Below are 17,959 nucleotides of genomic sequence, written 5' to 3' on the forward strand. Positions count from 1 at the left end.
ACGCGGGTGTCTGTGCTCACCAAATGCCCCGGCGATATTGCATCGCGGCAAAAATGCGGTTTATAACGGAGACACTCACCACGGACCCGGTGAAACTCCGGGTGGCTCTTCTGGCCGCCGATCCGCCAGACAACGCAAAACCTGCACGCCATATTTCGACCGCCCGTCCGGGCGCGTTGGGCCACGCTTTGCGAGATATCACCAACATGCACGTATCCTCCCTCCGCCGGGATTGGTTTTCCAATCCGACCCGCGAAATGCTTGCCGGCGCCGTCGCCACCTTCGCGCTGATCCCCGAGGTCATCGCCTTTTCCTTCGTCGCCGGCGTCGATCCGCAGGTCGGCCTCTTCGCCTCGTTCGTCATCGGCATCGTCATCGCCTTTACCGGCGGCCGCCCGGCGATGATCTCGGCCGCCGCCGGCTCCGTGGCGCTGGTCGCCGCACCGCTGGTGCATGCCCACGGGCTGCCCTATCTCTTCGCCGCCGGTCTGCTCGCCGGCGTCATCCAGGTGGTGTTCGGCCTCCTGCGCCTCGGCGTGCTGATGCGCTTCGTGTCGAAATCGGTCCGCACCGGCTTCGTCAACGCGCTGGCGATCCTGATCTTCGGCGCCCAGCTGCCGCATATCATCGGCGGTGACTGGATCGCCTATGCCATGCTGGCCGCCGGCCTCGCGGTGATCTACATCGCCCCGCGCATCACCACCGCCATCCCGTCGCCGCTGATCTGCATCCTGCTGCTCACCCTTGCCTCCGTCGGCCTGCATCTCCCGGTGCTCACGGTCGCCGATCTCGGCAAGCTGCCGGATTCGCTGCCGATCTTCGCCTGGCCGCAGGTGCCGCTGAACCTGGAGACGCTCGAGATCATCGCCGGTCCGGCGCTGGCGATTGCCATGGTCGGCCTGCTGGAATCGATGATGACGGCCAGTGTCGTCGACGATCTCACCGACACCACGAGCGACAAGAACCGCGAATGCGCCGGTCTCGGCATCGCCAACGCCGCCGCCAGCCTGTTCGGCGGCATCGCCGGCTGCGGCATGATCGGCCAGACGGTCAGCAACGTGAAATATGGCGGCCGCGGCCGTCTGTCGACGCTGTTTGCCGGCGCGCTGCTGTTGATCCTCATGGTGCTGTTGAAGCCATGGGTCTCGCAGGTGCCCGTCGCGGCCCTGGTCGCGATCATGGTCATGGTGTCGATCGACACCTTCGACTGGTCCTCGGTCAAGACCATGGTGGTGCATCCGAAGACCTCGAGCATCGTCATGCTGGCCACCGTCGTCGTCACCGTCTTCACTGCCAACCTGGCACTCGGCGTCACCGTCGGCGTGCTCCTGAGCGGCGTCTTCTTCACCTTCAAGGTCGCCAAGCTGCTGTCGGTCCGCAAGGACACGGACGAGGCGGGCGAGCGCATCGCCTATCACGTCACCGGCCAGGTCTTCTTCGCCTCCGCCGACGTCTTCATCGACGCCTTCGATATCGCCGATGCCGAGGGCATGGCGGTGACGATCGACCTGACGCACGCGCATTTCTGGGACATCACCGCCGTGGCGGCGCTGGACCGCGTGGTGCAGCGCTTCAAGGCGCATGGCGTCGCCGTCGAGGTGAACGGCCTCAACGAGGCAAGCGCGACGCTGATCGGCCGGCTCGACAATGCGCCGAGCCTTAAGGAAATCTGATCGCTTAAAGTCGTCCTGCCGCGCACCCGACCTGTAACAAAACCGCCGACACCGGCGTATACGGGTCGCGTCAGGACAATCAGGCATAAACGGCATGCCTGAACGAGGGGCATCCTCACCTGCGCCAGCCGGCGATCGTGTCTTGGCTGCAGGTCTTGGCCGAGCACGGCGGCACCAACAATGGTGTCGCGACGGTGCCCGGAAGAGAACCAGCAGGCCGATGCAGATCGACCGGTGCCGGTCATGCGCGGGGTCACAGCCTGTCGCAGGATCGGATGGATCAAAGCCGAAGGTAAAGACCATGATGATCAACAGACGGACTTTCTCGACAGCGCTTCTCGCCGGCGCTGCCGCTTCCCTCATCTCCACACGCGGCATGGCCGCGATGGCGCAGCCCGCCAAGGCGCGCAACATCGTTCTGGCCCACGGGCTGTTCGCCGACGGTTCCTGCTGGACGGAGGTGATCGCGCGCCTGCAGGCTGCCGGTTTCAACGCCACCGCCGTGCAGAACCCGCTGACCACATTGCCGGAGGCCGTCGCCTCGGTCCAGAAGGTGCTGGATCGCCAGGATGGCCCGACGGTTCTCGTCGGCCACTCCTTCTCCGGCATGCTGGTCACCGAGGCCGGCGTCCATCCCAAGGTGTCGGCGCTCGTCTATGTCGCCGCCCGCGCGCCCGATGCGGGCGAGGACTATACGGCGCTCGCAAAGACCTATCCGACCCCGCCTGCCTCGGCCGGGATCGTGTTCGATGGCGATGAAGGACGGTTGAGCGAGGAAGCGTTTCTGCGTGATTTCGCCGGCGATCTGCCGGAGGCGAAGGCCAAGGTGCTCTATGCGGTGCAGGAGCCGTTCCACAAGGCGTTGCTGACCGGCAAGACCACGCAGGCGGCGTGGCGTTCGAAGCCGAGCTGGTATGCGGTGTCGACGGAGGATCGGACGATCAATCCGGATCTGGAGCGCTTCATGGCCAAGCGCATGGGCGCCAAGACAATCGAGCTCAAATCCAGCCACCTGTCGCTGATCTCGCATCCCGACGAGATCACCCAGATGATCATCGAAGCCGCAGGCGGCAGCTGATTTGACGTGAAGCGCGTGACGTCGCGGTCTTAGGACCGCGACGAGAACAGCGAGGCGAAGGTGGAGCGCGGCTTGTCGGGCATGCTTTCGACAACCACCAGCTGGCGGATGTCGCCGCGCTTGAAGGCGGCGAGGAAGCGCTTGTAGTCCTTGAAGGAGACGCAGCCGTTGGAGTCGCCGCGTGCGCCGAGCATGTAGGTGTGAGCGAGCAGGCCGACGCGGTTGTAGATGTTGCCGGCGCCGCCGAGCGGGTTGAGGCGGATTGCCTCGACGCCGTGGAATAGGCTTTCGCGCATGGTCAGCTGGTAGGTGTGCGGCGGCGTCGGGCCACGCATCTTCTCGCGAACATATTTCGGATTGTCGCGCATCTTGCCGAGGCCGGAATGGGCTTCGAGACGCTCGCCGTTGGGCAGGTATACCATGCTTGCGGAGATGTCATAGACCGCGACGCCGGCGCGCGCGACAGGGCTTGCCTGGCGCTTCGGCACGACGGGGATTTCGCCTTCGTCGTCACCGATATCAGGCCGTGCATAGGCAAGCACCGGTTCTGCAGGGCGGCTGGCGCGGTCGTTTGCCGGCGCGCGCTTGGTCATGCCGTCGGGACGGGCCATCGGCAAGGGTACGGAATTGTTGTCGTTGAGCACGAGGCCGAAGGCGTTGCCGGCGTCGCCCTTGCTGGCATCGCTTTCGACGTCGACGCTTGCCACTTCGACGGCTGCCGGCTTCGCGGGATTGGAAGCGGGCGCGTTGACGGCAACGCGGGCCTGCTGTTCATCCGAAGCGGCCTTCGGCATGGCGGCAAGCGCGAGAAGGGCAGGGCCTTCGAGTGCGGCGATCTCAGCCTTGGACGGAATGACGATGCGATCGGACGAGCTGGCGCTGGCGACCTGAGGGGTTGCGGCGACGGCGTCGTCCTTGACCTTCGACGGCTGCGCGGCGCCAACGACGGTGCGTGCGGGCAGGGCGTCGGCGATGACAGGGCCGGATGTGCCGACGAAAGCGGCCCTGAGAACGTCAGGCGTCAGCAGCCGATCGCGCTTCGACGACCGGTTCTCGGCCGTCAGCGGCTGCAGGCGGGAGAATTTGCTCACGTGAATATTGCGCTCTTTGGGAGCGGCCGCGGCGGTGTGCTGCACGAGCGCGATATCGCCGATGGCGTTCTTGTAGGGTGCGGGAGCGACTGCGTGCATCGTCGCGATCGACGTCACGACCCATGCCGAGGCAGCAAAACTAGCACCGATGAGACCCGCCCCTGAGATAAGGCGGAATGAGCGACTGAAACGAGAAATGGACGTACCTACTGGCCTGGTATTGGCAAACACATCGACCGCAAACGCCATAAGACTCGTCTTTCACAACTCGTTACTAAGGCCGGCGGTACAGATAGATGGATACTTCTTCGCCGGGGCCGGTAATGGAGCAACAGGGCCAAAATGCGGCCTGTGCGTGATTTCCGGTTGGCTCATATGATGCCGAATTATGGTAACCAAACCCTTTACGGCAGCGGCGCCTGTTTCGAAATTCCTCACCTTGTCCGCTAACCATGTTGATCTTGTTCGATTTTTTCTAACGTTCCTCGGCCTCCGCCAGGCAATGTGACCTATGTCGCCGTTTTGACATAAATATTAGCGGGAAAAGATATTGCGGATGTGCTATGAAATGGCATCGAAGGCTTCCGAGGGGAAACGCCAATGTCTTCGGCACCAACCGCTTCCGTTAACGAGATTTCGCCGGCCTTGCTTGTCGATGCGATGTTCGCCGTCCGCAAGACGGCCGCCATCAAGGCGGCGATCGAACTCGACCTCTTCACCGTGATAGGTACAGGCCAGACGGCCAAGGCGGCGGCATCCGAGATGCGATGCGCCGAGCGCGGCGTCCGCATTTTATGCGACTATCTCGTCGTCGCCGGCTTCCTCAACAAGAGCGGAGACGTCTACTCGCTGACACCCTCGAGCGCCGTGTTCCTCGATCGCCATTCGCCCGCCTACATGGGCTCGGCGATCGATTTCGTCGCGGCACCGCAGATGCTCTCGCTTTTTCTGAACGACCCCGCCGCCTGCGTGCGCAATGGCGGCGCCGAAGGGTTGGCGAACCTCTCGCCGGACAATCCCGTCTGGGTGCGCTTTGCCCGCGCCATGGGTGCCTTTACAGGCGGGGCGGGCCGGACGCTTGCCGCCGATGTCGCGGCATGGCCGTCACCGCCGTCAAAGGTGCTCGATATCGCCGCCGGCCCCGGCTATTTCGGCATCGAGATCGCCCGGGCCATCCCGCAGGCGCGGATCGTCGCGCTCGATTGGAAGCCGGTGCTGGAGCTGACGCGGGAGAATGCGACGGCATCAGGCGTGGTCGATCGTTTCAGCTTCATCGCCGGCAGCGCCTTCGATGTCGACTGGGGCAGCGACTACGATCTCATCATGCTGCCGAACTTCCTGCATCACTTCGATATCGCCGGCTGCGCGGAACTTCTCAGGAAGGCACGCCCAAGTCTCAGCGCCAAGGGCAAGCTGATCGCCGTCGAGTTCGTCCCCAACGAGGACCGCGTCTCCCCCGACTTCCCCGCCGCCTTCGCCTTCGAAATGCTGGCGACGACACCAAAAGGCGACGCCTATACGGCATCCAACCTGCGCGAGATAGCATCGATGGCGGGCTTCCGCGACATATCAATAAGCCCGCTGCCGCCATCGCCGGCGAGCGTGATTGTGTTTGAGTGAATTGGAAGAATGTCCCCGGATGGTGATGTCGGCTGCCCGGTCGGCTTGCGCTGATCCGCAATAGCCGAATAAGCTGCGAGCCTAGATATTGAACATCATTGCCAGAAATTCATTGCGGCAAACTGTTATTGAACAGCTTCATGGTCGCGTTCGCGACCGGGAGCGATGACCGGGTTTATCAATGCGTCGGCTTTTTCTTTCATCCGCTATCTCCGCGTTGGTCCTTGCCTCCGGCGTGACCGCAACCGCCGAGGTGATGACTGTTCCCGGCCCGCAGGGACAGCTCGAGGGCGAGGCGATCATCGTGCCTGGCGCTAGCGCCGGCGTCGTCATCGTGCCGGGTTCTGGTCCGATCGACCGGGATGGCAACAGCCCGATGGGGCTGCGCAGCGACAGCTATCGATTGTTGGCCGAGGCGCTGGCATCAGCTGGCCTGAGCACGCTCAGGATCGACAAGCGCGGCTTCTTCGGCAGCAAGGATGCGATCGCCGATCCGGAGGATGTGACGATTGCCAACTATGCCGCCGACGTCGATCTCTGGCAGGGCGCTTTCGCCGAGCGGATCGGCACGAACTGCGTGTGGATTGCCGGTCACAGCGAGGGTGGCCTCGTGGCGCTGGCCGCCGCCGCAAAGGGCGCGACGCCCTGCGGACTGATCCTGCTGGCCGCGCCGGGCCGACGCGTGAGCACGCTGATGCGCGAGCAGTTCCGCAACAACCCGGCCAATGCGCCTTATCTTGCGGAGATCGACCGTATCGTCTCCGGGCTGGAGCAGGGGGAGAGAATGGATGTCGGGACCATGAGTGCTGTCCTACAGCCCCTGTTTCGGCAAGGCCTGCAGCGATACATGATCGATCTTTTCAGCTACGATCCCGTGGCGCTGGCCAAGGGACTGAGTCTGCCCGTGCTCATCGTCCGAGGCGATCGGGACGTCCAGGTGACGGTCGAGGACGCCGGCTTGCTGGCGCGATCGATGCCGCATGCACGGGTGGTGCAATTGCCTGGTGTCACGCACATGCTGAAAGCGGACGTGCCGGACGCGCCCTTTGCGACCTACCAGGATCCGACGCTGCCGCTGGCGCCGGGCATCGTGCCCGCCATAGTGCAAGCCGTGCAAGCACACACAAAGCTTTGACTGCCTACGCCTTCTCCAGCACGTAGCTGCCCGGTGCTTCCTCGAGCGCGTTGAGCGCGTCGCCGCCCGGTTTGCGGGCAGCTACCCGCTTGCCGTCCTTGGCCTCGATCCAGGCCTGCCAGTGCGGCCACCAGGAGCCGGCCGCTTCCTCGGCGTCGATGAGCCAGTCCTCGTATTCGCCCTTGGCCGCACCGCCGGTCCAGTATTGGTATTTCTTCTTGTCCGGCGGGTTGACCACGCCGGCGATGTGGCCGGAGCCGGCCAGCACGAAATCGACCTTGCCGCCGAAGAACTGGCTGCCGAGGAATACGGATTTCGCCGGCGCGATATGGTCTTCGCGGGTGGCGAGATTGTAGATCGGGATCCTGACGCTCTTCAGCGATACCGCCTGGCCGTCCAGCACCATCTCGCCCTTGGTGAGCGCGTTCTTCAGATAGCAGTTGCGCAGATAGAAGGCGTGGTTGGCCGCCGCCATCCGCGTCGAATCGGCGTTCCAGAACAGGAGGTCGAAGGCCATCGGCTCCTGGCCCTTGAGGTAGTTGTTGACGAAGTAGGGCCAGATGAGCTCGGAGGCGCGCAACATGTTGAAAGCGGTCGCCATCTTCGAGCCGTCGAGATAGCCGGTCACGTTCATGTAGTTCTCAAGCCGCGTCAGCTGTTCCTCGTCGACGAACACCTTGAGGTCGCCTGCGTGGGTGAAATCGACCTGGGTGGTGAACAGCGTCGCGGAGCGGATGCGCTTGTTCTTTTCCTTGGCGTGCAGCGCCAGCGTCGCGGCCAGCAGCGTGCCGCCCACGCAATAGCCGATGGCGTTGACGTCCTTCTCGCCGGTCGCCTTCTCGATGGTCTCAAGCGCGAAATCGATCCCCTCGCGCGCATAGGCCGCCCAGTCCTTGGCCGCATGGCGCGCATCCGGATTGACCCAGGAGATGACGAACACCGTCTGCCCCTGGTCGACGCACCACTTGATGAAGCTTTTCTGCGGATTGAGATCGAGGATGTAGAACTTGTTGATCCAGGGCGGGCAGATGAGGAGAGGGCGCTTCAGCACGGTCTCGGTCGTCGGCTCGTACTGGATGATCTGGCAGATCTCGTTCTGAGCGATCACCTTGCCCGGCGTCAGCGCCATGTCGCGGCCGACGGCGAACTTGGTCATGTCGGTCTGTCGAAGCTTCAGGTCGCCATGGCCGGCCACGATGTCCTCGGCCAGCATCTTCATGCCCCGCACCAGGTTTTCACCGCCGCTCGCGATCGTCTCGCGATAGAGCTGCGGATTGGTGGCGACGAAATTGGTCGGCGAGATCGCCGCCGTGATCTGCCTGACGTAGAAATTGGCCTTCTGCCGCGTGTGCTCGTCCAGCCCCTCGGTCTCGGTGACGAGTTTTTCGGCCCAGTCCGCGGTAATGAAATAGGCTTGCTTCAGAAATTCGAAGAAAGGGTTCTTCTCCCAGTCCTGGTCGGCGAAGCGCTTGTCCTTTCGATCGGGCTCCGGCTCGAGCGATTCGCCCTGCATGCGCTGCATCGAGCGCATCCAGACGCCGAAAAAGCTGGTCATCAGCTTGGTCTGTGCATCAAAGGCGCGGCGCGGATCGGAGATCCAGTATTCGCTGACCTTGGAGAGCGTCTTGACCATGTCGGTGACGGGGTCGGCGGTGTTTTCGCGGATCTCGCCGCTTTCGCGCGGGCCAAGCCAGGCGGACGCCGCTTTTCCCAGGTTTTCCAGGGCGCGGGCGAAGTTCAGCGCCATCGTTTCCGGGTCCTTCAGCATGTAAGGATCGAAATCCTTCGCCTCGAAGCCCGGGCCTTGGCCCTTATCGCTCTTGTCCTGGTTGCTGTCGGTCACGCGGTTCCTCCGGCGGCAGCATCTCTATCCAAATCAAGTTGTATCCGCTCGGATCAAGAAAACAAGTTCCGCAGACATGCCTTCATGCTATTGCTTTGTGCAGGCTGCGAATTTAACAAGTCGAAGCAGCTTAAGGATTTGGAACCTCTGGCATGACCAACACAGGCATTCGTACCATCGCAAACGTCACCCGCATCGCCCTTATCGGCGCCGCCGCGGCCATGGCGCTTGCCGGATGCATGCGAACGCCGGAAGAAAAGGCCGAGATCGCCGCCAGGCGCGCGGCCCCGACAGCCGTGGTCATGAACGCCACCAAGGGCGAGGCGCCGACCGAAAGCGGTCTGTCGCACTATCGCGATGGCTATCCGGGCTTCGGCGCGCCGCTAACCGCCGCTAACGTTCAGATGAACGACGAGGAAGCCTCCGGCCTGCAGCAGAAGCTGACGGCGCTGAGCAACCGTCGCAAGGCGGGCACCATCTCGGAAGCCGAATACCAGCGCCGCGTTGCGGAATACCGCAAGCTCGCCGAAGACCACGGCCCGGAAACGCTGTCCGAAATCACCAAATAAGGCCTTGCCTTCTCTGGCGTTTGCAAGCAAAGCCTTCCGTCAGGTGCGGAAGATGAAATTTTCCTGATAAAGCGTCAGCCCCGAGGCGGTCCGTCAAAGAATCGCCGTGCGCTGAACGTCTGATGAATACGGCGCTCGCGATTCTGAAGTTCGTGTCGCAAGCAGCCGGAAGTTAGGACGAACTTCGATTTGCGGTCATGGTGGCCGCGTTTCCGTGGGGAAAGAAATGGAAGAGTTTCACAAAGTCCGGCGTTTGCCGCCTTATGTTTTCGAACAGGTCAACCGTTTGAAAGCAAGCGCGCGAGCGGGCGGAGCCGATATCATCGATCTCGGCATGGGAAACCCTGACCTGCCGACCCCCAAGGCAATCGTCGACAAGCTCTGCGAAGTGGTTCAGGACCCGCGCACGCATCGCTATTCCTCGTCCAAGGGCATTCCCGGCCTGCGCCGCGCCCAGGCCGCCTATTACGCCCGCCGCTTCGGCGTGAAGCTGAACCCGGATACGCAGGTGGTCGCCACCCTCGGCTCCAAGGAAGGCTTCGCCAACATGGCGCAGGCGATCACCGCGCCCGGCGACGTCATCCTCTGCCCGAACCCGACCTATCCGATCCACGCCTTCGGCTTCCTGATGGCGGGCGGCGTGATCCGCTCTCTGCCGGTCGAGCCGGATGACAGCTTCTTCCCGCCGCTGGAACGCGCCGTGAAGCACTCGATCCCGAAGCCACTGGCGCTGATCGTCAACTATCCGTCGAACCCAACGGCCTATGTCGCGACGCTCGATTTCTACAAGGACGTCATCGCATTCGCGAAGAAGCACGACATCATCGTGCTCTCCGACCTTGCCTATTCGGAGATCTACTTCGACGACAACAACCCGCCGCCATCGGTGCTGCAGGTGCCCGGCGCCATGGATGTCTGCGTCGAGTTCACCTCGATGTCGAAGACCTTCTCCATGCCCGGCTGGCGCATGGGCTTTGCCGTCGGCAACGAGCGCCTGATCGCGGCACTGACGCGCGTGAAATCTTACCTCGACTACGGCGCCTTCACGCCGATCCAGGTGGCCGCGACGCACGCGCTGAACGGTGACGGCTCGGATATCGCCGAAGTCCGCGGCGTCTACAAGCGCCGCCGCGACGTCATGGTCGACAGCTTCGGCAAGGCCGGCTTCGAAGTGCCGCCTCCGGCAGCGACCATGTTTGCCTGGGCGAAGATCCCGGAAAAGTTCCGCCACCTCGGCAGCCTCGAGTTCTCCAAGCTCTTGGTCGAGAAGGCTGACGTTGCCGTGGCGCCGGGTATCGGCTTCGGTGAAATGGGCGACGACTACGTGCGTCTGGCGCTCGTCGAAAACGAGCACCGCATCCGTCAGGCGGCGCGCAACATCAAGAAGTTCATGTCCACCGCCGACGAGACGATGCACAACGTCGTCTCGTTGAACGCTCACCGCTGATACAATCAGTTCTTTCGGCAGCCGCTCCGGCGGCTGCCATTCATGACATATTTCAGGATCGATCCATGGCAGATGCCCTTAAAATCGGCGTTGCGGGCTTGGGTACCGTTGGTGCCTCTCTCGTTCGTATCATTCAGCAGCGCAGCGACGTGCTTGCCGCGACGTGCGGCCGGCCGATCCTGATTACTGGCGTTTCCGCCCGCGACAAGACCAAGGACCGCGGCATCGACGTCGGCGGCATCGAGTGGTTCGATACGCCCGAGGAACTGGCAACCAAGGGCGACATCGACGTCTTCGTCGAACTCGTCGGCGGCGCCGAGGGGCCGGCTAAAGTCGCCGTCCACGCTGCGCTCAATCGCGGTCTCCACGTGGTGACAGCCAACAAGGCGCTGCTCGCCTATCATGGCGTCGAGCTCGCCCGGATCGCCGAGGAGAAGGGCGCGCTGCTCAACTTCGAAGCGGCCGTCGCCGGCGGCATCCCCGTCATCAAGGCGCTGCGTGAATCGCTGACCGGCAACACGATCTCGCGCGTCTACGGCATCATGAACGGCACCTGCAACTACATCCTGACCAAGATGGAGAAGGAAGGCCTGTCGTTCGCCGATTGCCTGAAGGAAGCCCAGCGCCTCGGCTATGCCGAAGCCGACCCGGCCTTCGACATCGAGGGCAACGACACCGCCCACAAGCTCTCCATCCTGACGACGCTCGCCTTCGGCAACCAGATCGCCGTCGACGACATCTATCTCGAGGGTATCACCAACATCTCGATCGACGACATCCATGCGGCCGCCGATCTCGGCTACCGCATCAAGTTGCTCGGCGTTGCCCAGCGCACCGATACCGGCATCGAGCAGCGCGTGCACCCGACCATGGTGCCTGTCGATAGCGTCATCGCCCAGGTCGATGGCGTCACCAACGCGGTTGCGATCGAATCCGACATTCTCGGCGAACTGCTGATGGTCGGCCCCGGCGCCGGCGGCAATGCCACGGCCTCGTCGGTGCTCGGCGATATCGCCGACATCGCGAAGAGCCGCCCGGGCGCCCAGCAGGTGCCGGTGCTCGGTCACCCGGCCAAGTCGCTCGAGCCCTACCGCAAGGCGCAGATCCAGAGCCACGAGGGCGGTTATTTCATCCGCCTGACGGTTCTCGACCGCACCGGCGTCTTCGCCAGCGTCGCCACCCGCATGGCCGAAAACCACATCTCGCTCGAATCCATCGTGCAGCGCTCCAAGCAGCACCTTTCGCCGTCACACCACCAGACGATCATCCTCGTCACCCATGCGACCACCGAGGATTCGGTGCGCAAGGCCGTCGAGGCGATCAAGACCGAAGGCTATCTGGTCGGCGAACCGCAGGTGATCCGCATCGAGCGTCCGAAGGAAGACTGATTGGCGTCACCGCATGGTGATCTATTCTGTGGGCGGCGGGGCGCAGGTGCGCTCCGCCGTCTTTCGTTTGCCGTCACGGCTCTGTAGAACGGCCTTGTAGTGGCAGTGGAGTGACATGATGGATATCCCGGCCGATCCGGTTCAACGCGCCTTTCTGGGTGTCGAGAAATCCGTTCTCGACAATCGCTGGATCTCGCGGCTGGACCAGGCCGGGCAGAACCGGGCGCTCGCCATGTCGCAGATGCACGGCCTGCCGGACCTGATCGCCCGGGTGCTCGCCGGCCGTGGCGTTACCGTCGACGAGGCGGTCGAGTTCCTCGATCCGACACTGCGCTCGCTGATGCCCGATCCCTACAAGCTGACCGATTGCGAGAAGGCTGCCAAGCGCATCGTCGATGCCATCAACACGCGCCAGCAGGTCGCGATCTTCGGCGATTACGACGTCGATGGCGCATCCTCCTCGGCGCTGATGTACCGCTTCCTCACCCATTTCGGCGTGACATCCGAAATCTACATCCCTGACCGCGTCTTCGAAGGCTATGGCCCGAACCCCGCCGCCATGGACCAGCTGATCGACAACGGCGCCCGCCTGATCGTCACCGTCGATTGCGGCTCGACGAGCCACGAGGCGCTGGCCGCTGCTGCCAAGCGCCATGTCGACGTCGTCGTCATCGATCACCACCAGGTGACACATGACCTGCCGCCCTGCCACGCGCTCGTCAATCCGAACCGCGAGGACGATCTGTCGGGGCAGGGGCATCTCTGCGCCGCCGGCGTCGTCTTCCTTGTCCTGGTTGCCACGCTGAGGCTACTGCGCGAGGCCGGCCATCCGAAGGCACGCAGCATCGATCTCCTGCAATGGCTCGACATCGTGGCGCTTGCCACCGTCTGCGACGTCGTTCCGCTGAAGGGCCTGAACCGCGCCTATGTCGTCAAGGGCCTGATCGCCGCCCGCCACCAGGGCAATGCCGGTCTCTCGGCGCTGTTTCGCAAGGCAGGCCTTGCCGGGCCGGTGACGCCCTATCACTTCGGCTTCCTCATCGGCCCCCGCATCAACGCTGGCGGCCGCATCAGCGACGCGGCACTCGGTAGCCGGCTATTGACACTCGAGGACGCCGGTGAAGCGGAAGCCATCGCCGAGCGTCTCGACGAGCTCAACCGCGACCGTCAGGTGATGGAAGCCAACATGCTGCAGGAGGCAGAGGCTGAAGCTTATGCCGAATATGGCGACGGCAGCGGCGCGTCGGTCATCGTCACCGCACATGAAAAATGGCATCCTGGGATCGTCGGCCTGATAGCGGCACGGCTGAAGGAGAAGTTCAAGCGCCCGGCTTTCGCCATCGCCTTCGACCCCAATGGCAGAGGCACCGGCTCCGGCCGCTCCATCAACGGCTTCGACATGGGTAAGATGGTGCGCGCGGCCGTGGACGAGGGGCTGCTGGTCAAGGGCGGTGGCCATGCGATGGCGGCGGGCCTCACAGTCGAGCGCGACAAGCTCGGCCGGCTGCGTGGCTTCTTCTCGGAACGCGCCGAAAAGACCGTGGCGGCGCTGGTGGCCAACGAAACGCTGAAGATCGACGGCGCGATCGGCGCCAGCGGCGCGACGATCGATCTGATCGATCGCCTGGAGACGGCCGGCCCCTACGGCTCCGGCCATTCGCAGCCGATCTTCGCCATCCCCGCCCATCGCGTCCGCGATTCGAGGATCGTCGGCGAGAAGCATGTGAAGGTGACGCTCGAAGCCATGGACGGCGCCCGCCTCGACGGCATCGCCTTCCGCGCCGCCGATACGCAGCTTGGAAACCTGCTCCTGAACTCGCGCGGCGCCAACCTGCATGTCGCAGGCTCGCTCGGCGACAATCATTATCAGGGCTCGCGCCGCGTCCAGCTGCGGGTGATGGATGGCGCCATCGCGCGCTGAGCGATTCCCGTCAGAGCGGCACCGTCAGCGTCGATTTGACGTTGTCCATGGCGATGAAGGTCTTGAATTTCTTCACATTGCCGCTGTCGAAAAACAGCCGCCGCGTCAGCCGTTCGTAGTGGGCCATGTCGGGCACCAGCACAACAAGCACGAAATCCGCCTCGCCGGTCACGTAATAGCACTGCTGCACCTCGGGCGCCCCGGCGAAGCTCTGCTTCAGCGCATCGATCAGATCGGCACGCTCATTGTCCACTTCTACCTCGACGAAGATGGTGATCGGCTGGCCGACCTTGGCGGGATCGAGCAGGGCCGAATTCTGCCGTATGACGCCACTCTGCTCCATCCGCTTGATGCGCCGCTGCACGGCCGGCGCTGACAGGTTGATCGCCTCGCCGATCACCCGCTGCGGCGTCGTGTTGTCCTCCTGCAGGATCTTCAGAATGGCGATGTCGAATTGGTCGAGACCATCGGCGGACATGGCGGCTCCACGAAACAAACTTGCAAAACAGAGGCCGTTTTACAGCGCCTTTTTCGCGCCTGCTGCAATATATCTTTGTGGACAGGAGGGATCGACATGTTTTTGAAGACCACGCACATCGATTTCGGTAAGCCGCTATCCGCAACCGATGCCGACATGCTCGGCCCCGAGGGCGCCGACCAGACGCAAAACTATCTCAGCCATCGCGAGGGCCATAAGCCGACGCCATTGCATGCCCTGCCGGGCTTGTCGCAGGCGCTCGGCGTTGCCTCCATCCACGTCAAGGATGAGGGCCACAGGCTTGGACTTGGGAGCTTCAAGGCGCTTGGCGGCGCCTATGCCGTCGCCCGCCTCGTGCTTGACGAGGCATCGAAGCGATTGGGCCGCTCGGTCGATATGGCCGAATTGCAGACGCCCGAGGTGAGAGCCGTGGCCGCCACCATGACCTTTGCCTGCGCCACGGACGGAAATCACGGCCGCTCGGTGGCGCAGGGTGCGCAGCTGGTCGGCGCCCGCTCGGTCATCTCGGTTCATTCAGGCGTCAGCGCCGAGCGCGTCGCCGCCATCGCCCGCTATGGCGCAGAGATGGTCCGCGTCGAAGGCACCTATGATGACTCCGTGGCGGAAGCCGCCCGCGTCGCCACCGAAAACGGCTGGACGATCGTTTCCGATACCGCGTGGCCGGGCTACGAGCGTATCCCTGGCCTTGTGATGCAGGGCTACACGGCGCTGGTGCGCGAGGCGCTGCAGCAGCTTCCAGAAGTGCCGACCCATGTCTTCGTTCAGTGCGGCGTCGGCGGCATCGCGGCGGCGGTCGCCGCACATCTGGCGCTCGAGCTCGGTGAGAGCAGGCCTGTCTTCACCGTCGTTGATCCGGCCCGCGCCGCCTGCATGTTCGAGGCGGCCAAGGCGGGACGGCCTGTCGCCGTCGCCCATTCGGAGCCGACGGTCATGGCGATGCTCGAATGCTACGAGCCGTCGCCGATCGCCTGGCGTATCCTTAGCCGGCTTGCCGATGGTTTCATGACCGTGGAGGATGCGGACGCGATCGCGGTGATGAACCGGCTGGCACGGCCCGCTGTCGGCGATCCGGCCATCGTTTCGGGCGAAAGCGGCGGCGCTGGCCTGGCCGGACTGATTGCCGCGCTGTCTGATCCCGGGGCCAAGGTGGCGCTCGGGCTCGATGAGACGGCGCGCGTCTTCGTCATCAACACCGAGGGCGCCACCGATCCGCAACGCTACGAGGAGCTGGTCGGGATAGCACCGGATAAGGTCGGTCACCGTGTGGAGATATCCGCATGAGCCTTGCTTCCATTGATCGCGAGCGGATGCTCGGCCGCATTCGTGAACTGGGTGAGGTCGGGCGCGAGGACGGCCGGCTGACGCGGCTCGCCGCATCGGATGCGGACCGCGCCGGCCGCGATCTGCTGGTCTCCTGGCTGGACGGCGCCGGGCTTGAGGTCAAAATAGACCGCATCGGCAACATCTTCGGGATCTGGACGGAAGAGCCTACCGCCGACGAAGCGCCGGTGCTGCTTGGCTCGCATATCGACACCGTGATCAACGCCGGCATCTATGACGGCTGCTACGGCGTGATCGCCGGGTTGGAGGTCATCGAAACGCTAAAACGAAACGGCTTTGCGCCATCGCGGCCGATCGCGGTGGCGGCCTTCACCAACGAGGAAGGCGTGCGCTACGCGCCCGATATGATGGGCTCGCTGGTCCATGCCGGCGGGCTCTCGGTCGAGGCGGCGCTTGCAAGCGTCGGAACGGACGGATCGGTGTTGGGCGAGGAGCTTTCGCGCATCGGCTATGCCGGCGATCTCGAGCCCGGCTTTCTAAGGCCGCGAGCCTATGTTGAGCTGCATATCGAGCAGGGACCGGTGCTGGAGCGCGAGGGGCTGCGGATCGGCGCGGTCGAGACCCTGCAGGGCATCTCCTGGCAGCGTGTGACGATATCAGGTGTCGCCAACCATGCCGGCACGACGCCGATGTCGATGCGCTCGGATGCCGGCCAGGCCGCCGCCGAGGTGATGGTTTTCCTGCGGCAGCGCGCGATGGCGTCGAACATTCCCGTCGTCGCCACCATCGGCTGCATCGCCTTCGAGCCGAACGCCATCAACGTCATCCCGTCGCTGGCAAGCTTCACCGTCGATCTCCGCAGTCCCGACGAGCAGCGTCTGCGCGAGGAGGAGGCCGCACTGGACGCTTTTCTCGATGCGCTGGCATTGCGCGATGGTTTCGGCGTTTCAGTCGAGCGGCTGGCGCGTTTCCAGCCGGTAACCTTCGACCCAGCTATCGTGGCGCTGATAGAACAGGCAGCCGGCCTACGTGGCCTGTCGTCGCGCCGGATGACCTCGGGTGCCGGCCATGACGCGCAGATGATTGCCCGCATCGCACCCTCGGCGATGATCTTCGTTCCGAGCCGCGACGGCATCAGCCACAATCCGAGAGAACATACCGATGCAGATGACCTTGTCGCCGGCGCCGACATCCTGCTTGATGTCGTCCGCGACCTCTCTGCATGATCGGGAGACGAAAACATGACTGACCTGAAAGCCCTGAACGACGAGATGACCGTATGGCGGCGCGATCTGCACGCGCATCCGGAATTCGGCTTTGAGGAGACCAGGACCGCGGCCTTCGTGGCGGATAAGCTGCGTTCGTTCGGCCTCAAGGTCGCGGAAGGGATCGGCGGGACCGGCGTTGTTGGCACGCTCAAACGCGGCACCGGAAATCGCGCGATCGCGCTCCGCGCCGATATGGACGCACTGCGTATCACCGAGCGGGGACAGGCGGACTACCGCTCTCAGGTGCCGGGCACGATGCACGCCTGCGGTCATGACGGGCACACCGCCATGCTGCTCGGCGCCGCCCAGCTGTTGGCCGAGGAGGGTGGTTTTGACGGCACCGTGCGCTTCCTGTTCCAGCCGGCGGAGGAGTGGGGCAAGGGCGCGCTCGCCATGCTCGACGACGGGCTGATGCAGCGCTTCCCCTTCGACGAGATCTACGGCCTGCACAACATGCCGGGCCTGCCGGTCGGGCATTTTGAGACCAGGGCAGGGCCGGTCATGTCGGCGGAGGATAATTTCGAGATCGTCCTCACGGGGCTCGGCGGCCACGCCGCTCGGCCGCAATCGGGCAACGAGGTGCTGGTCGCCGCCTGCGCGCTGGTGACCAACCTGCAGACGATCGTCTCGCGCCGACTGAGCCCCGCTGATATCGCCGTGGTCTCCGTCACCGAACTCATCACCGACGGCACCCGCAACGCCCTGCCGGGGCTCGCCCGCATTCTCGGCGATGCCCGCAGCTTCCGCCCGGAGGTGAGCGCCGAGATCGAGCGGCAGATGCGCGTGATCGCCGAGGGCACGGCGATGGCCCACAACGTGACGGCCGAGACGCGCTACACCCGCGAATTCGTGCCGCTCATCAACGACGCCACCTTGGTGAAGGAGGCGATGGCCGCCGCGCGTACTGTCCTGCAGGCTGACCACGTCAAGGTCGCCGCCGAACCGATGACGGCATCGGAGGATTTCGCGCGCTTCCTGGAACACGTGCCCGGCTGCTTCGTCTTCATGGGCAATGGCGAAAACTCCGCGCCGCTGCATAATCCCGATTTCGATTTCAACGACGCTGGCCTTCTGCCGGGAGCACGCTACCATGCCGCGATCATCAGGCGACGCCTGCCGATCGGCTGAGTTTCCGTCCGCATATTT

Annotated in this window: 14 protein-coding genes and 1 other annotated feature; of the genes, 11 read left to right on the plus strand and 3 right to left on the minus strand. The window is 63.9% G+C overall.

Features of this window, described 5'->3' with window-relative positions; translation table 11 throughout:
- The first annotated feature begins 79 nt into the window (after positions 1-79).
- Positions 80-135, plus strand: a sequence feature (sul1 is cis-regulatory element that is thought to sense ions involved in sulfur or methionine metabolism; They are found in Alphaproteobacteria).
- A 71-nt stretch (positions 136-206) separates the two neighbouring features.
- Both AC1DOG_RS15085 and AC1DOG_RS15090 read left to right on the plus strand, forming a co-directional pair.
- Positions 207-1,673, plus strand: a complete 1,467-nt coding sequence (locus AC1DOG_RS15085) for a SulP family inorganic anion transporter (RefSeq protein ID WP_477929085.1) — start codon at positions 207-209, stop codon at positions 1,671-1,673.
- 301 nt (positions 1,674-1,974) lie between these two features.
- The gene (locus tag AC1DOG_RS15090) at positions 1,975-2,751 is read left to right on the plus strand and encodes an alpha/beta hydrolase (protein WP_477929087.1); all 777 of its coding nucleotides are present in this window, start codon (positions 1,975-1,977) and stop codon (positions 2,749-2,751) included.
- A 29-nt stretch (positions 2,752-2,780) separates the two neighbouring features.
- Here the strand turns inward: AC1DOG_RS15090 and AC1DOG_RS15095 are convergent, their stop codons facing one another.
- Entirely contained in the window at positions 2,781-4,091 is a 1,311-nt protein-coding gene (locus AC1DOG_RS15095; RefSeq protein WP_477929089.1) for a DUF2778 domain-containing protein, read from the minus strand.
- A gap of 351 nt (positions 4,092-4,442) precedes the next feature.
- Here AC1DOG_RS15095 and AC1DOG_RS15100 point away from each other — a divergent pair, with 351 nt between their 5' ends.
- Positions 4,443-5,462 (plus strand): methyltransferase, encoded by a 1,020-nt coding sequence (locus AC1DOG_RS15100; RefSeq protein WP_477929091.1) that lies wholly within the window; start codon positions 4,443-4,445, stop codon positions 5,460-5,462.
- Positions 5,463-5,643: 181 nt separating this feature from the next.
- Positions 5,644-6,597 (plus strand): alpha/beta hydrolase, encoded by a 954-nt coding sequence (locus AC1DOG_RS15105; protein ID WP_477929093.1) that lies wholly within the window; start codon positions 5,644-5,646, stop codon positions 6,595-6,597.
- A gap of 4 nt (positions 6,598-6,601) precedes the next feature.
- Here AC1DOG_RS15105 and AC1DOG_RS15110 read toward each other — a convergent pair whose 3' ends face one another.
- Positions 6,602-8,440 carry a PHA/PHB synthase family protein gene (locus AC1DOG_RS15110; protein ID WP_477929095.1) on the minus strand — a complete coding sequence of 613 codons (1,839 nt, stop codon included), beginning with the start codon at positions 8,438-8,440 and terminating at the stop codon, positions 6,602-6,604.
- A 152-nt stretch (positions 8,441-8,592) separates the two neighbouring features.
- Between AC1DOG_RS15110 and AC1DOG_RS15115 the strand changes: the two genes are divergently transcribed.
- The 4 genes from AC1DOG_RS15115 to recJ all read left to right on the plus strand — a co-directional run bounded on the left by AC1DOG_RS15115 (position 8,593) and on the right by recJ (position 13,765).
- Positions 8,593-9,009, plus strand: a complete 417-nt coding sequence (locus tag AC1DOG_RS15115) for a hypothetical protein (RefSeq protein ID WP_018900042.1) — start codon at positions 8,593-8,595, stop codon at positions 9,007-9,009.
- 226 nt (positions 9,010-9,235) lie between these two features.
- Positions 9,236-10,456: an LL-diaminopimelate aminotransferase gene (locus tag AC1DOG_RS15120; protein ID WP_018900041.1), complete on the plus strand. Its 1,221-nt coding sequence runs from the start codon at positions 9,236-9,238 to the stop codon at positions 10,454-10,456.
- Between the two features lie 65 nt (positions 10,457-10,521).
- Positions 10,522-11,844 carry a homoserine dehydrogenase gene (locus AC1DOG_RS15125; protein ID WP_477929098.1) on the plus strand — a complete coding sequence of 441 codons (1,323 nt, stop codon included), beginning with the start codon at positions 10,522-10,524 and terminating at the stop codon, positions 11,842-11,844.
- Positions 11,845-11,962: 118 nt separating this feature from the next.
- Positions 11,963-13,765, plus strand: a complete 1,803-nt coding sequence (recJ, locus tag AC1DOG_RS15130) for a single-stranded-DNA-specific exonuclease RecJ (protein WP_477929100.1) — start codon at positions 11,963-11,965, stop codon at positions 13,763-13,765.
- A 10-nt stretch (positions 13,766-13,775) separates the two neighbouring features.
- Here recJ and AC1DOG_RS15135 read toward each other — a convergent pair whose 3' ends face one another.
- Entirely contained in the window at positions 13,776-14,243 is a 468-nt protein-coding gene (locus tag AC1DOG_RS15135; RefSeq protein ID WP_477929102.1) for an Lrp/AsnC family transcriptional regulator, read from the minus strand.
- Positions 14,244-14,339: 96 nt separating this feature from the next.
- On the opposite strand from AC1DOG_RS15135, the gene AC1DOG_RS15140 reads away from it, so the two are divergent.
- Genes AC1DOG_RS15140 through AC1DOG_RS15150 form a run of 3 tightly spaced genes read left to right on the plus strand, consistent with a single transcriptional unit; the run spans position 14,340 to position 17,941 of the window.
- Complete coding sequence (locus AC1DOG_RS15140; protein WP_477929104.1) at positions 14,340-15,545, plus strand: diaminopropionate ammonia-lyase; 1,206 nt, start codon at positions 14,340-14,342, stop codon at positions 15,543-15,545.
- Positions 15,542-16,771 (plus strand): allantoate amidohydrolase, encoded by a 1,230-nt coding sequence (locus AC1DOG_RS15145; protein WP_477929106.1) that lies wholly within the window; start codon positions 15,542-15,544, stop codon positions 16,769-16,771. The genes AC1DOG_RS15140 and AC1DOG_RS15145 overlap by 4 nt, the downstream gene beginning before the upstream one ends.
- 15 nt (positions 16,772-16,786) lie before the next feature.
- A complete protein-coding gene (locus AC1DOG_RS15150; protein ID WP_477929108.1) occupies positions 16,787-17,941 on the plus strand; it encodes a M20 aminoacylase family protein in 1,155 nt (384 codons plus the stop codon).
- Positions 17,942-17,959 lie beyond the last annotated feature (18 nt).

It is taken from the genome of Rhizobium sp. 01N48, from assembly GCF_056399145.1.